This window comes from Flavobacterium sp. N1719, from assembly GCF_025947045.1.
Taxonomy (GTDB): Bacteria; Bacteroidota; Bacteroidia; order Flavobacteriales; family Flavobacteriaceae; genus Flavobacterium; species Flavobacterium stagni.
Genome location: NZ_CP109993.1, coordinates 1596702 through 1611962, shown reverse-complemented (window position 1 = coordinate 1611962; position 15261 = coordinate 1596702). Strand labels below are relative to the sequence as shown.

General features: G+C 39.5%; 14 protein-coding genes. 5 read left to right on the top strand and 9 right to left on the bottom strand.

Annotation, left to right across the window (positions count from 1 at the left end; genetic code table 11):
• Positions 1-24: 24 nt before the first annotated feature.
• Both mnmA and OLM45_RS06865 read right to left on the bottom strand, forming a co-directional pair.
• Positions 25-1215: a tRNA 2-thiouridine(34) synthase MnmA gene (gene mnmA / locus OLM45_RS06870; protein ID WP_264509270.1), complete on the bottom strand. Its 1191-nt coding sequence runs from the start codon at positions 1213-1215 to the stop codon at positions 25-27.
• 155 nt (positions 1216-1370) lie between these two features.
• Positions 1371-2084 carry a toxin-antitoxin system YwqK family antitoxin gene (locus OLM45_RS06865; protein WP_264509269.1) on the bottom strand — a complete coding sequence of 238 codons (714 nt, stop codon included), beginning with the start codon at positions 2082-2084 and terminating at the stop codon, positions 1371-1373.
• Between the two features lie 271 nt (positions 2085-2355).
• Between OLM45_RS06865 and OLM45_RS06860 the strand changes: the two genes are divergently transcribed.
• On the top strand, positions 2356-3360 hold the full coding sequence (locus OLM45_RS06860) for a fasciclin domain-containing protein (RefSeq protein ID WP_264509267.1): 1005 nt from the start codon (positions 2356-2358) through the stop codon (positions 3358-3360).
• Between the two features lie 106 nt (positions 3361-3466).
• Here the strand turns inward: OLM45_RS06860 and yidC are convergent, their stop codons facing one another.
• The 7 genes from yidC to OLM45_RS06825 form a co-directional block, all read right to left on the bottom strand.
• On the bottom strand, positions 3467-5356 hold the full coding sequence (yidC, locus tag OLM45_RS06855) for a membrane protein insertase YidC (RefSeq protein ID WP_264509266.1): 1890 nt from the start codon (positions 5354-5356) through the stop codon (positions 3467-3469).
• Positions 5357-5392: 36 nt separating this feature from the next.
• Positions 5393-7003 (bottom strand): CTP synthase, encoded by a 1611-nt coding sequence (locus OLM45_RS06850; protein WP_264509265.1) that lies wholly within the window; start codon positions 7001-7003, stop codon positions 5393-5395.
• Between the two features lie 93 nt (positions 7004-7096).
• A complete protein-coding gene (locus OLM45_RS06845; protein WP_413614175.1) occupies positions 7097-7339 on the bottom strand; it encodes a DUF3820 family protein in 243 nt (80 codons plus the stop codon).
• The gene (locus OLM45_RS06840) at positions 7330-7734 is read right to left on the bottom strand and encodes an OsmC family protein (protein WP_264509264.1); all 405 of its coding nucleotides are present in this window, start codon (positions 7732-7734) and stop codon (positions 7330-7332) included. Before OLM45_RS06840 ends, OLM45_RS06845 begins: the two co-directional genes overlap by 10 nt.
• Position 7735: 1 nt before the next feature.
• Positions 7736-9676: a LysM peptidoglycan-binding domain-containing protein gene (locus OLM45_RS06835; RefSeq protein ID WP_264509263.1), complete on the bottom strand. Its 1941-nt coding sequence runs from the start codon at positions 9674-9676 to the stop codon at positions 7736-7738.
• Positions 9677-9703: 27 nt separating this feature from the next.
• The gene (gene guaA, locus OLM45_RS06830) at positions 9704-11233 is read right to left on the bottom strand and encodes a glutamine-hydrolyzing GMP synthase (protein ID WP_264509262.1); all 1530 of its coding nucleotides are present in this window, start codon (positions 11231-11233) and stop codon (positions 9704-9706) included.
• A gap of 119 nt (positions 11234-11352) precedes the next feature.
• Positions 11353-11940 carry a class I SAM-dependent methyltransferase gene (locus OLM45_RS06825; RefSeq protein WP_129460736.1) on the bottom strand — a complete coding sequence of 196 codons (588 nt, stop codon included), beginning with the start codon at positions 11938-11940 and terminating at the stop codon, positions 11353-11355.
• 182 nt (positions 11941-12122) lie between these two features.
• Here OLM45_RS06825 and crcB point away from each other — a divergent pair, with 182 nt between their 5' ends.
• From crcB to OLM45_RS06805, 4 genes are all read left to right on the top strand, one after another.
• Positions 12123-12491: a fluoride efflux transporter CrcB gene (gene crcB / locus OLM45_RS06820; RefSeq protein WP_264509260.1), complete on the top strand. Its 369-nt coding sequence runs from the start codon at positions 12123-12125 to the stop codon at positions 12489-12491.
• Positions 12492-12553: 62 nt separating this feature from the next.
• Complete coding sequence (locus OLM45_RS06815; protein WP_264509259.1) at positions 12554-13558, top strand: DHH family phosphoesterase; 1005 nt, start codon at positions 12554-12556, stop codon at positions 13556-13558.
• A 10-nt stretch (positions 13559-13568) separates the two neighbouring features.
• Positions 13569-14132, top strand: coding sequence for a gliding motility-associated peptidyl-prolyl isomerase GldI (gldI, locus tag OLM45_RS06810; protein ID WP_129460733.1), 564 nt, complete (start codon positions 13569-13571; stop codon positions 14130-14132).
• Positions 14133-14134: 2 nt separating this feature from the next.
• On the top strand, positions 14135-15250 hold the full coding sequence (locus OLM45_RS06805) for a peptidylprolyl isomerase (protein ID WP_264509258.1): 1116 nt from the start codon (positions 14135-14137) through the stop codon (positions 15248-15250).
• The last annotated feature ends 11 nt before the right edge of the window (positions 15251-15261 follow it).

The following is a 15261-nucleotide window of genomic DNA, read 5'->3' as shown; positions in this document are numbered from 1 at the left end:
TAAAACCCCTGTTATGGTGTTAATTTACGAAGAAATTACTCCAGAGCCGAGCAGTTCTTCCCCTTGATGCCATGCGGCAAATTGACCTTCGGTAATCGCGGATTGGGGTTCGCTAAACTCGATATACAAGCCCGATTCAAATTGGAAAAGGGTGGCTTTTTGTAAGGGTTGGCGGTAACGAATGCGAACTTCCACGTCCATAGATTCCCCATTTTTCAAACGCAAATCTTCCCGAATCCAATGTACTTCATGCGGTTGAATGTGCAATGCTTTACGGAATAATCCAGGATGCTGATGGCCTTGTCCGGTGTAAATCACATTGTCTTTCACATCGGTAGCGATGATGAATAAAGGTTCGACCGTACCACCCACATTCAATCCTTTGCGTTGACCGATAGTGAAATAGTGGGCGCCTTGGTGCATCCCTACTTTTTTACCCATGGTTACATTATAGGAAATTGGTTTGGAAAGGTAGTGTAGCTCAGATTCTTTGGAATTAAATTTGGGCACCGATTGGTGGTACACTTCATGGGAAGCGGGCACTTCAACAATCAAGCCTTCTTTGGGTTGGAGTTGTTGTTGCAGGAATTCGGGTAATCGCACTTTTCCGATGAAACATAAGCCTTGTGAGTCTTTTTTCTCAGCGGTAACCAAATCCATTTTTGCCGCGATTTCACGCACTTGCGGTTTGGTTAATTCCCCGATAGGAAAAAGAGCTTTGGCTAATTGTTCTTGGGAAAGCTGGCACAAAAAATACGACTGATCTTTGTTGCCATCGACACCTGCTAAAAGTTGGTGAACGGCTGTACCGTCTTTTTCCAGAGTTGCTTTTCGGCAATAATGGCCGGTAGCCACATAATCGGCTCCAAGTGAAAGCGCAATTTTCATGAAAACATCAAACTTGATTTCGCGATTGCATAAAACATCGGGATTGGGTGTGCGACCGTTTTCGTATTCGTTAAACATATAGTTCACGATACGTTCTTTGTATTGTTCGCTTAAATCGACGGTTTGAAAAGGGATTCCCAATTTTTCGGCAACCAATAAAGCGTCATTGCTATCTTCTAGCCAGGGGCATTCGTTGGAAATAGTCACCGAGTCATCGTGCCAGTTTTTCATAAACAATCCAATGACTTCATACCCTTGTTCTTTGAGTAAGTAGGCTGCTACACTGGAATCTACACCCCCGGATAATCCGACAACGACACGTTTCATAGTTTAATTTTGGTGCAAAGGTACAGGAAAAAATGAGAGTGGCGAATACAATAAGAAAGGGTTAACAGTTTTGAATTATGAATTATGAGTTATGAGTTGTGCGATCCTGTAAAATAGAAGTAATTGTAATAAAGTAGTTTGGATTTTTGAGATTTTTAATCCCTGTCTTCCTCGTGGGTGATAGGTATTTTTTTAAATTTTCGCACTTTGAGTTTGCTCATGTCCTTTTTGACCAATTTCCCTTTTTCCAACACTTCCCAAATGCCTTCTTTTTTTCCTTTGACGAAATTCCCTTTGGCGGCAATTTTGTTATCGGCAGTTCGGAAAATCGCGAGTCCGTCGTATTCCCCATTTTTATAAACACTTTCTTCCAAGACCAATCCTTCTTCGGTTAACTTGCGGTAATTCCCGTCGCGTTTTCCGTTTTTATACCCACATTCTTCGGCGAGTTTACCGCTTTTGTAATAGACTTTGCGAATACCATTGAGTTTACCTTTAGTGTAAAATTCTTGGGTCATGATTTGGGGCGAATCTTCGTGGAAAAACTTCCATTCCCCTTCTTCGATGCGGTTGACGAGTTTCCCTTCACTGACTTTATTGCCATTTTGATTGTACACAATGGTATAACAGGAGTTGTCTTTGGGATTGAATTCGCGGGTAGCAATCACTTTTCCGTCTTTGGTATTGTCATAAAATTTAAAAACGCCCGTTTCTTTTCCATGCTCAAATGTGCCTTCATAGCGCGGGCGACCCGTGTCAGCATACGTTCCTTTCCAAAGACCGTGCTTTTTACCTTGACCGTCTACGGCATTGATTTCCTGGGCAACTACTTGGGAACAAACGAGTAAGAAAAGAAAAAGGTACTTCATGTTTTTTATTTTTAATAACAGCGAATGTACATAATTATTGTGCGAATATAAAACGTATTAAGTTGATTATATTTAATACTTTTCTTACATTTTTTATTTAATTTTTGTTTAATGAAGGAAAAGTCATTCAATGCAAGAATTGAAGTATTTCGTAAAATCCCACTCAACAAAATCGTTAAAAATAATCTAAATAAATTTTGTTTATGGTTTTATGTTTTTTGTTAAACAAACCATCTTGTAAATTCGAATCATAACTTAAAAAAATTGTTATATGAAAACAAACACATTAAAACAGATTGCCTTAGCGGCTTTTCTCAGCGTAGGATTAGCGGCTTGTAGTAGTGATGACAACAACACGACTACAGACAACAGTATTGCCGGAATTGCTTCACGTACTTCCAATCTTTCCACATTAGTAAGCGCTTTAAACAAAACTGGCTTGACGGCTACTTTAAGCGGTTCTGGTACTTTTACTGTTTTTGCACCCACCAATGACGCTTTTAATGCGTTTTTAACAGCAAATGGCTTCGCAAATTTGGATGCTGTTCCTGTGCCTGTGTTGAAAAACATTTTATTAAATCACGTGATTGGAACAGAGATTCCGAGTTCGGCGCTACCTGCAGCGACGTATGCTTCAACGCTTTCGCCAATCAACACAACGGCAAATGCACCAACGATCAGTATGTTTGTACAGAAATCAGGAAATGTTGTGACTATCAATGGCGGACCTGCTAACAAAGGAACTACCGTGGCTACAGCAGACATCGATGCTACAAATGGAGTGATTCACGTAGTTAATGATGTAATTGCGATTCCGACCTTGGTAAATCATGTGGTGGCCAACCCTGATTTTGACACTTTACAAGCGGTTGTAACAAGTACATCAGGTGCTTTTGGTGACCAATCGGCTGTGTTGAGTGCGTTAAACGGAATCACTGCAGCGGCTCCTGCAACTCTTTTTGCTCCAAACAATGCCGCATTCACTGCAGCAACTACAGGATCGGGTTTTGCTGTGGGTGCTACTGCTGCCCAAGTAACTAAAGTATTGCAATACCATGTTACGGGAGCTGGAAACGTTCGTTCCAATCAATTAACCAATAATCAATCTGTGCCAATGATTACTTCACCAGCTCAAAACACTACTGTTGTGTTAGGTTCTGGAACAGTAGACATCAAAGATACGGCGAACAATTTATCACGTGTTTTCCAAGCAGATATTCAATGTTCGAACGGAGTAATTCACGGCGTACAACGTGTGTTACAACCTCAATTATAGTACATTCTTGCGCTTCCTATAAATGGAAGAAGGGCTGTACCGAAGTAATTCGGACAGCCCTTTTTTTTGGTTAAGATTTACTAGTCACTAATTCCTAATAACCTTATTATTTCTTATTCAAACGTTTTTGCTCTTCTGCTTGTTCCATCATTTCGCGCATGCGTTTTTGGAACTTGCTTTCTTTGGTTGGCTTTTGTTTGTTTTCTTGAATTTGAGCGTGGATTTTGTCACTGTCAATGAAATACTTTTTAATGACCAACATTACACCAATCGTTACCACATTCGACATAAAGTTGTACAAACTCAAACCGGAACCGTAGCTGTTGAAGAAAATTAACATCATAATCGGCGAAACGTAAATCATGATTTTCATCATTTTAGCCATATCGGGCATTCCTTCCTGTTGGGGTTGCGCCATTGCAGCATTATCACCCGATGTCATTTTCATATAGAAGAAAATGGCAATCGCTGCCAAAATAGGGAACAAACTTACGTGATCACCGTACATTGGAATATTGAACGGTAATTTTAAAACTTGGTCAAATGATGATAAGTCATCGGCCCACAAGAAACTTTTCTGACGCAACTCAATGGCAGCAGGGAAGAATTGGAACGAAGCATAAACGAATGGCAACTGAATCAGGGCTGGAATACAACCTGCCATCGGATTCACACCTGCTTTATTGTATAACTTCATCATTTCTTGTTGGCGTTTCACAGGATCCTTGAATTTTTCATTCAATTCTGCAATCTCAGGACGCAATACTTTCATTTTAGCTTGCGACAAGAACGACTTGAACGTAATCGGCGACATCGCTAATTTGATCAAGAAGGTAAACACGATAATCGCTAAACCTAACGACATCCATCCGCCTAATAAACCAAATAATGGAACAAAAATGAATTTATTGATCCATCCGAAAATTCCCCAACCCATGGGTACCACTTCGTCTAAATTACGATCGTAACTGTTTAACAATTTATAATCAGCCGGACCGAAGTACCAATTCATTTTATAATCCAATTCGCCGTTGGTTAAGGCTAAAGGTGCTTTCGTCGTTAATTTCTTAGTAAAAACGGTATCCTTTTTATCGTCATGCACCAAATTATCAGAAGTCAGTTTTGCCGACTTAAAGGGCGTTTTGGTCATTAAAATAGAAGCAAAGAAATGTTGGCGATACGCTACATAAGTTACAGCTTCCGGGTTTTCTTCTTTACCGTTTCCTTGCCCTACGTAATCGTCTTTTCCGTCTTCGTATTCAAATATCGTTTCAGTATAACGATTTTCATAAGGAATACTGATTTCGTTGCGGTAGGTTTTGATATCCCAATCTAAATTTACGGGTTTTGAAGTATTCAATACACGACTCAATCCTTGAGAACGGATATCGAAATCCAACATATAGTCGTTTTTCAAAACGTATTTGTATTCCAAAAACTCGTTGGGTCCGGCTTTTAACTTCATCGATAAAACTTGAGCATCACCCACTTTGGAAACTTGGGGTTCGAAATACAAATCCTTCGTATTTAAAACTCGGTTATCCGACGTTTGTAATTCCAAGTTAAAGTTGGAGTTGTTGTTTTTCACCAATTCCACCAATTTCCCTGAATCGCGTTTGAATTTGGTATAGTTTTTTAACACTACATTGGAAACATAACCTCCTTTGTTGGCAATTTCCAATTTTACCACTTCATTCTCAATTACGGTTGTTCCTCCTTTGGCAGCAGGCAACGTAGCAGAGTAGGCAAATTTTCCTAACGTACTAGATAATTGTTTGATTTTGGTTGAATCGCTGGCTGTGGTATCTACAGCTTGAACAGTTTGCGCCGTTTTGGCTTGCTTGGCTTTTTGCTTTTTGTCAATCTGTTCTTGTTTGGCTTTGGCTGCCGCTTCTTTTGCTTCGTTTTGTTTGGAATTGAACATCATCCACATCACTAAGATGAAAATCAGTGCAAATCCGATAATCGAATTCTTGTCAAATTTCTTTTCTTCCATTGATTTGAAAATTGAGCTGCAGCAACTAACCGCAGCTTACTTTTTATTTTTTACAATTGCGGCTACAAAGCTAACAAAAATTGGCTGTGGATTTGCAACTGTACTTTTATATTCCGGATGATATTGTACTCCGATAAAAAACGGATGGTTTTCCAACTCGACAATTTCGACCAAACCGGTATCGGGATTGATTCCTGAACTCACCAAACCCGCATTTTGTAATGCTTCTGCATAGGTGTTGTTGTATTCATAACGGTGACGGTGACGTTCCGCAATTTGATCTTTGCCGTAGATTTTGTGTGCCAATGTCCCCGGTTTCAAGTCGCATTTCCAAGCGCCTAAACGCATGGTCCCTCCTTTTTCGGTGACCGTCTTCTGACTTTCCATTAAATCAATTACTGGATGGGGCGTATCGACATTCATTTCCGTTGAGTTGGCATGCTCCAAATGCAACACATTGCGCGCATATTCGATGACGGCCATTTGCATTCCCAAACAAATTCCGAAGAACGGCAAGTTGTTTTCTCGGGCATACCGTACGGTTTCAATTTTTCCTTCGATACCGCGTTCTCCAAAACCAGGAGCTACGAGAATACCGTCAATCCCATTTAATTTCTCAGCTACATTTGAAGCATCGATATATTCGGAGTGGATACTTACCACATTTACTTTGGTCTCATTGGCGGCACCCGCATGAATAAAGGCTTCTAAAATGGATTTATAGGAATCTTGTAATTCTACATATTTTCCAACCAAACCAATATTGATGGTTTGTTTCGGATTTTTGTGCCGACTTAAAAACTCATTCCACTGCTTTAAATCCGGTGCTGATTTTTCGGGCAAGTCTAATTTTTTCAATGCAACTACATCCAAACCTTCTTCCAACATTAAGTTCGGCACCTCATAAATCGTTTTGGCATCAATGGACTGAATAACCGCTTCCTTGGTCACGTTACAGAACAAGGCCAATTTTTGACGCAAGTCGGCTGACAACTCATGTTCGGTACGACAAACCAAGATATCCGCTTTAATTCCGCTTTCCATCAAGGTTTTCACGGAGTGCTGTGTCGGTTTGGTTTTTAATTCGCCCGCCGCTGCCAAATACGGCACCAGTGTAAGGTGAATCACGATACTATTATGTTCGCCCAACTCCCATACCAATTGACGTACAGATTCGATATAGGGTAATGACTCAATGTCCCCAACGGTTCCGCCAATTTCTGTAATCACAATATCAAAATCACCCGATTGTCCGAGTAATTGCATGCGTTCTTTGATTTCGTTGGTGATGTGCGGAACGACTTGTACCGTTTTTCCTAAAAATTCGCCACGGCGTTCTTTTTCAATTACTGAAAGATACACCCGACCCGTAGTGACATTATTTGCTTGCGAAGTAGGTACATTAAGAAAACGTTCGTAGTGACCCAAATCCAAATCCGTTTCGGCACCGTCATCGGTAACAAAGCATTCCCCATGTTCATACGGATTTAAAGTTCCGGGATCGACATTAATGTAGGGGTCAAATTTTTGGATGGTGGTGCGGTAGCCTCTGGCTTGGAGTAGTTTAGCCAAAGAAGCCGCAATAATTCCTTTTCCCAACGATGAAGTTACACCGCCAGTGACAAAGATGTACTTTGTAGTATTCATTATGTGTTAGTTGTGTTGTTGTATAAATCGGGGCAAAATTACAAACTAATCTGCCATTATAAAAATCGGTTGGAACCGAATTATCAGTATTTATTAACCTTTTTTGGGATGCGTTTTTTGAATATTTCGAATGAGTGGTTCCAAACCGTTGAGTTTTAATTCGTGGACCAACTTCAATTGTTCGCCCAACTTTCCTTTGGGCAAGCGATTGTTGTGCAACCACACCATATAATATTCGGGCAAGTCAATCAAATAGCGGCCTTCGTATTTCCCATAAGGCATTTTGGTATGCGCTAATTCAATTAAAAAAGCGTGTTGTTCATTTCTTATTTCCAATGAAAAACAATTTCTTTTTTAATATCGGGATGCAAACTATAATGAACGGGACATGTCATTGCAGTTCGTTCAAGGATAGTTTTGGTTTTTTCATCCACTTCCAATTCCATCGAAAACGTCACATGAATTTCAGTAATACGACGGGGTTCGGTGCCCATTATTTTGGTAACCTCAGCGGTTGATCCCGAAAAATCCACACCCAAATCACGGGCTTTGATGCCCATAACGGTAAACATACAACTCGCCAATCCGTTGGCTACTGTATCTGTGGGAGAAAAAGCTTCCCCTTTTCCGTTGTTGTCGGTGGGAGCATCGGAAATGATTACACTTCCCGATTGAAGATGTTCCGAAGAAGTTCGTAAATCACCTAAATACGTCACTTTTGAAGTCGCCATATTAATTTGCTTGTTTTATGGTTAAATCCTCATCGTAGTAAAGGATGTAAATTCCGTTGTTGGTATAACCACCTGATACTTTTTTGGCGTAATCAAATCTATTTTCAATTTGCTCGGAAGCATCCTCCAAAGTATCTTCAAAATCTTTGTCTTGCGCCAATCGAATCAAGGTATCAAAGGTCAAATCAAACCCACGCACGGCATATTGGTTGGGAAATACTTTGTTTTTTTTGCGGTATGCAACATCAAATTGACGGGCTTTATCCGAATCATTTTCACGAGTAACCGATGGATACATCAATTTTAATTTGGTCAAACGGGCGATCGGAATTTCTTCATAATCCAAGGTTTCATTGGCTTCTAAAATCACCAATTGTACTGGATACTCTTTTTGAGCTGCCACCATAGAAGCGGTTGTCGTCATTACAGCACCTGTTTTTTCAGTGGCTAAAATCACATAATTTGTGCGGTCCTTGACAAAATGTTTTTTGATACTGTCTGCTACCACGGAACCGTTATCCGCTACGCCTACAATTTTTACTTTCTCATAAAAATCTTTCAGATATTGGCGCATGGATTGTTTTTTGGGAGAAACCACGGCGATAATGTTGCCATTTTTGGACTGCAAATAATCCAACATCGCTGCTTTTGTAGCATCCGGTAATGGAGTAGATTGGTATAAATTGGTATAGCCTTTCCCTTCTTCACGCGATAAAGGTGAGATAACAGGAATATTTTTGGATTCCAAGGCCATGGCTACGCGCTCTACATTGACTTGATAAAAGGGTCCGATTACCGCATTTGTAGTTGAAAAATCTTCATTTTTTATAATGTCTAAAGCAGCTGTTGAATTGCGCGATTCTTGGGAATCATAAATACGAATATTGAAATTCATCCCAAGTGCCTTTGCGGAATCAATCGCCATTAAAGCCCCTGAATAAAAGTCCAATGTCATATTCAAAAATTTATCTTTCTTCAAACGCTCTACTACACCAGTCACTGTATCATTCTGAATGCGGGAAGCATTAAAAGGTAAGAATAGCACCAATTCTTTTCGTTTCTGATTGGACAATGAACGGGAAAAATCTTTGATTCCCGAACCCGTTCGTTCTTTCGCAAAAGCAATTTGTGCCGGTACTTTGATCACCATCCCTTGTTTTAAACCGTCTTTTAGTTCGGGATTCATACGAATTAATGCGGACTCTGATAAATTGAAATGTTTGGTCAAACTGTACAAGGTTTCACCCACTTTCACTTCATAATCCGAAGTTTCAATGGGTTTAACTTTAGGCAAATTATCATTGGATTTCGTTACCGCTTTTTTGATTTTCAACACATCCCCAATCGACAATCCATCTTTGGTTTGGGGATTTTGAGCTTCCAATTCTTCAATGGAAACCCCATATAAATTGGCAATACCGTATTTGGTTTCTTGCGCTCTTACCACATGTGTTATTTCAGTGGTTGAGGGGGCGGGCATTGGAGCAGTTGGAGTAGCATTTGACTTTGGAACCGTCACTCCTTTTTTTAAGGCTAACACTTGTCCGACTTGCAATCCGTTGGTCGACAAACTGGGATTTAAAGCTTCCAGTACACCTTTCTCTAATCCGTATTTTTTGGAAATACTGTAAATGGTTTCTTTTGCTAAAACGGTGTGCGTATTCGGCACTGTTGGTTTAGCCACAGCAACTGCTGGAATTGTTGAAGTTGGTTTAGTTGTTGTTTTAGGCAACACCGCATTCGGCGGAATCACCAAAACCATATTGGGCTGGATTCCACTTTTTGCATCGGGATTCACTTTATAAATATCGTAAGGTGTTACCTGATATTTTTGGGCGATAGACACTACTGTTTCGCCTTTTGCAACCGTATGCTTTTTCGTTTGGGCCATTACCGTAACGGTGGCCAAAACCAAAAAACCGAAAACAACTCTTTTCAACATACTCCTATTTTTAAAGGATTTCTCCTATTATTCCCATTCAATAGTGGCGGGTGGTTTCGAACTGATATCATACACCACTCGGTTTACCCCTTTGACCTTATTGATGATTTCATTCGAAATTTTCATTAAAAAATCATAGGGCAAATGCACCCAATCCGCTGTCATTCCATCGGTGGATTCTACCGCACGCAACGCTACTACTTTTTCATAGGTTCGCTCATCACCCATTACCCCTACACTATTCACTGGAAGTAAAATAGCGCCGGCTTGCCACACTTTATTGTATAAACCGTGTGATTTTAATCCGTCAATAAAGATAGCGTCAACCTCTTGCAAGATGCGTACTTTTTCTGGTGTAATATCCCCTAAAATACGAATCGACAATCCGGGACCTGGGAAAGGATGACGTCCTAGTAATTCAGGATCAATTCCTAAAGTAGCCCCAACGCGACGCACTTCATCTTTAAACAACATGCGAAGCGGTTCGACAATTTGCAATTTCATGTAATCGGGTAAACCACCCACGTTATGATGCGATTTGATGGTAGCCGAAGGTCCTTTCACCGATACCGACTCAATAACATCGGGATAGATGGTTCCTTGTGCTAACCATTTTACGTCGGTTAATTGATTGGCTTCATCATCAAATACTTCGATGAATACCCGACCAATTGTTTTTCGTTTGGTTTCAGGATCACTGATGCCTTCGAGGGCTGACAAAAAACGTGCCGAAGCATCTACGCCTTTCACGTTTAATCCCATTCCTTTATATTGGTTCAAAACGTTTTCGAATTCATTTTTCCGTAATAATCCGTTATTCACGAAGATACAATACAAGTTTGCTCCAATAGCTTTGTGCAATAAAACGGCAGCCACCGTAGAATCAACACCTCCAGACAAGCCCAAAACGACTTTATCCGATTTTACTTTTTCTTGGATTTCGGCCACGCAGTCTTCTACAAAGGCGTTGGGTGTAAAGCTTTGGGGAACTTCAGCGATTTTTACTAAAAAATTCTCCAACAATTGTTTGCCATCTGTGGAGTGATAGACTTCCGGATGAAATTGGATGGCATAGGTAGTTTCACCTTCAATTCGGTAAGCGGCATTTTCGACATCTTTGGTACTGGCCAAACGCACACCGTTGGACGGTAATTGCTTGATTGTATCGCTATGACTCATCCACACTTGCGAATTCAGGGCAATTTCTTCAAAGAAATCCTCATCATCTTTGATGAAAGTCAAGTTGGCCCGACCGTATTCACGGATATTACTCGGCGCCACTTCGCCTCCATTGAAATGCGCCAAATATTGGGCTCCATAACAAACCGCCAATAAGGGCATTTTGCCCCGAATTTGCGACAAATCGGGATGGGGAGCATCTTCTGCGCGAACAGAGTAAGGACTACCTGATAAAATTACAGCTTTAAAACTCGACAGATCCGCTGGAATCTGATTGTAAGGGAAAATTTCGCAGAAGATATTGAGTTCGCGAACCCTTCTCGCAATCAACTGAGTGTATTGCGATCCAAAATCTAAAATAAGTACGTTGTGTTGCATAAAAGTTGTGTTGTGCTTGTTCCGCGGGTATCAAATGATATTTGGAACGGTTGCAAAATTAGTCTTTTTTATGCTCTTTTTGTACAAACTTAATTACTAAAAAAAATAATAGTGATCATTTAATTTGTTGGTTTCACTTCAAGATCAAACCAATTGATTCCCCATTTGGTTTTTCCTTCATTTTCATATACAAGCGTACTATCCAGAAATGGATAATTTTTTGCTAACTCATCAACGATACTCTCCTTAACATCATACAAGGAAACAATCATTTTTGCATGGGGAGTAGTAAATAAAGACAATTGTTTTACAACTTCCAACCGATTGTCCAAATAGTAGAGCACTTCATTGAACACCAATAAATCAAACTTTTCTTCGGTTTTAAATTGATGCAAATCAGCTACTTTAAAAATAGCATTGGGGTATTTCTTTTTTCGGGCTTTTAATATTGCCGTATCCGACAAATCGACTCCTAAATACGCTGCATAGGCATCCTTGGGCAAATAATCCAATAAGGCACCATAACCACAACCCAAGTCTAGAATGCGCGGAGGTGTTACTGAACTCTTTTGAATGTAAGTTACGATGGCTTGATAACGATCGGCTTCGGTTCCCATTTTATTCCATTTTCCAATGGCGTATTTATAGTTCCAGGTAAGCCGCTTTCGAAACCACTTCCATCGATTTTTCAAAGTCCAATTTTGCATAAGTAGTGTGTATAGGTTTAGTTTGTTTTCAAATATCAAAATAATTATGTTAACTATTTTAAAAACCTAATTTTATTTCTAAAAAAAATAAACACTTAACAAATACTTTAACAAACACACTTCCGGTTTTATTCCTAAATTGCAGTATTAAAATTTGATTAGTAATCTTAACAATATTCTTTGTGAAGACCCTTATTTTTGTTGGCATTGGTGGAGCAATAGGCAGTATCCTTCGCTATCTTACAGGTATTTATTTTCAAAAAATGGATTCGGGTAATTTCCCTTTGGCAACGTTTATTGCAAATGCGATAGGCTGTTTACTCATCGGACTTTTTATGGGGTATTTGACAAAAAACAATCTCGTAGATTCCCAACTCAAATGGTTTTTAGTCACTGGTTTCTGCGGCGGATTTACTACATTTTCAACTTTCGGTTATGAAAACATTCAATTAGTGCAACAACAACAATATCTCTTGGCTTTAACCTACACGTTGGTCAGTGTTTGTGTCGGAATTACCGCTGTATTTCTAGGATTGTGGTTCACCCGTTAATGAACACAAACTAGGTTTCTTTCCAGAAAATTGTTTGGTAAAATTTACTACCTTCGCAACCTATGAATGAAAAAGAATTGCAGGATTTACTTGTTTTTTTGGAACAACCCAGAAAAATTGCCATTATCCCTCATCGTAATCCCGATGGTGATGCTATGGGGTCTACATTAGGTTTGTCCCATTTTTTACGAAAATTAGGCCACACTACTCAAGTTATTTCACCCAATGAATTTCCTGATTTTTTGGCTTGGTTACCTGGTGCCGAGGAAGTGATGATCTATGAAAAAGACCGCCAAAAATGCACTGCTTTTTTACAATCCCAAGACCTACTATTCACGCTAGATTTTAATGCCTTACACCGAACAGGTGAAATGGAACAAGCCTTACAAACCTTAAAGCAACCCATGGTCATGATTGATCATCATGAATTACCAGGTAACTATGCGCAGTTTGTGTTTTCGGATACGGCTTATGGCTCCACCTGTGAAATGGTGTATCATTTTATTCAAGATTTACAGCAAGGTGCTTTAATTGATAAAACCATTGCGACTTGTTTATATACTGGAATTATGACGGATTCAGGGCAATTCCGTTTTCCAAAAACGACAGGAACCACCCACCGTATTGTCGCGGAATTCATTGATTTGGGTGTGCCCAATACTGAAATCCCGACCTTGTTGTTTGACAATAATTCTTACGACCGTTTGCAATTAATGGGTCGCGCCCTTCAGAATTTGAAAGTGTTACCCGAATTACATACTTCGTATACGACTTTGAGTCAGGATGAACTCAACCAATTCCATTATGTCAAAGGCGATACGGAAGGAATTGTCAATTATGGTTTAACCATCAAAGGCATACATTTTACAGCCATTTTTATCGAACATAAAGACGAAGGAATTATCAAAATATCGTTTCGTTCACAAGGTCAATTTGACGTGAATCAGTTTGCTCGGACTTATTTTAACGGTGGCGGACATATCAATGCTGCCGGTGGAAAGTCAACCGACACACTTGAAAACACGATTTTGCGTTTTGAACAAATAGTTAAAGAAATACAACCGTAATTTATTGGTTATGAAAAAGAACTTTTTTCCCCTGTTTATCATCATGTTGGTGAGCATCTTAACGATAAGTTGCCAACAACAGCAAGCACGTCGACCTGTTTCCCATTCTTCTGGTGAATTTATGAATGCTTCGGTGGAACGCAACAAGAAGTTAATCAAGAATGAAGAAACGAAGATTGATTCCATTATTCAAAAAAATAAAGGCATTCAATATATTGCTTCCAAAAAAGGCTACTGGTACTATTATGAAAATAAAAATACTACGGATACCTTACGCCCAAAAAAAGGAGACATTGCCTATTTTGATTATGAAATCAAAGATTTGAACGGAAAGGTAATTTATTCGGATCTCGAATTAAAAGGGCAAACCTATCGGGTTGACAAGCAAACCATCATCACAGGATTACAACACGGTTTGAAATTGATGCGTAAAAATGAAACGGTGACATTCTTGTTTCCTTCCCATTTAGCCTATGGATACCACGGTGATGATCGCAGAATTGGTACCAACGAACCCATTATTTGTCGGGTAACGTTAACCGATTTCCGTCCAGAAAATAAATTAAACAATTAATAATGAAGAAAATAACATTAATTTTCACCATTTTAACGAGTTTGTTTTTACAAAGTTGTAAAGATGATCACGCCGATTTAAAAGATGGTCTTTATGCCGAATTCGAAACCGACAAAGGTTCGATTCTTGTAGCTTTAGAATATAAAAAATCTCCCATTACTGTTGCCAACTTCATCACGCTAGCTGAAGGAACCAATCCCTTTGTTCGGGAAGATTTAAAAGACAAGACTATTTTTGACGGAACCCGTTGGCACCGTGTAATTTCTAAATCAAATGGCGATGCCGATGATTTTGTAATTCAAGGCGGAGATCCTACTGGAACCGGTTCTGGTGATGTGGGATACAAATTCAAAGATGAATTTTCAGACTTGAGATTTGATCAAGAAGGAAAATTAGCCATGGCAAACTCGGGTCCTGGTACCAACAGCAGTCAGTTTTTTATCACGTTGGCACCTACTCCAAATTTGGATCAACGCCATACTATTTTTGGTTATGTGATTGGCGACGGAATGGAAGTTGCCCACGCCATTAAACAATTCGACCAAGTTATTTCGGTAACCATCATCCGCAAAGGTGAAGAGGCAAAAAAGTTTGATGCCGTAAAAGTATTTTCCGATTATTTCAAAGCAGAATCGGAACACCAAGCCAAACAAGCGAAAATTGATGCGGCTAATTTGTCAAAATACCAAGCTGAAAAACAAGCCTATTATGCGAGTTTAAAAGCGAAAGCGACCGTGACCAAAAGCGGTTTGGCCTATTTTATTACAGAAAAAGGTAAAGGCGGAAAACCCAATTTAGGCGACCCCATTGCTGTACATTATGCTGGATTTTTTGAAAATGGCAAATTATTTGATACGAGCGAAAAAGCAATTGCACAACGCTTTGGTATTTATAAAGCGGATCGAGAACAAATGGGCGGTTATAACGCATTACCGTTGAAACACGGCGAAAAAGAAGGTATGATTCCCGGCTTTGCAGAAGGGATGAATTTGCTGCAATATGGGGACAAAGCCATAATCTTTATCCCATCCAAATTAGGGTATGGAGAAAATGGTATGGGAAGTGACATTCCGCCCAATACCGATTTAATATTTGAATTAGAAATAAAAAAACCATAACATTAATACGC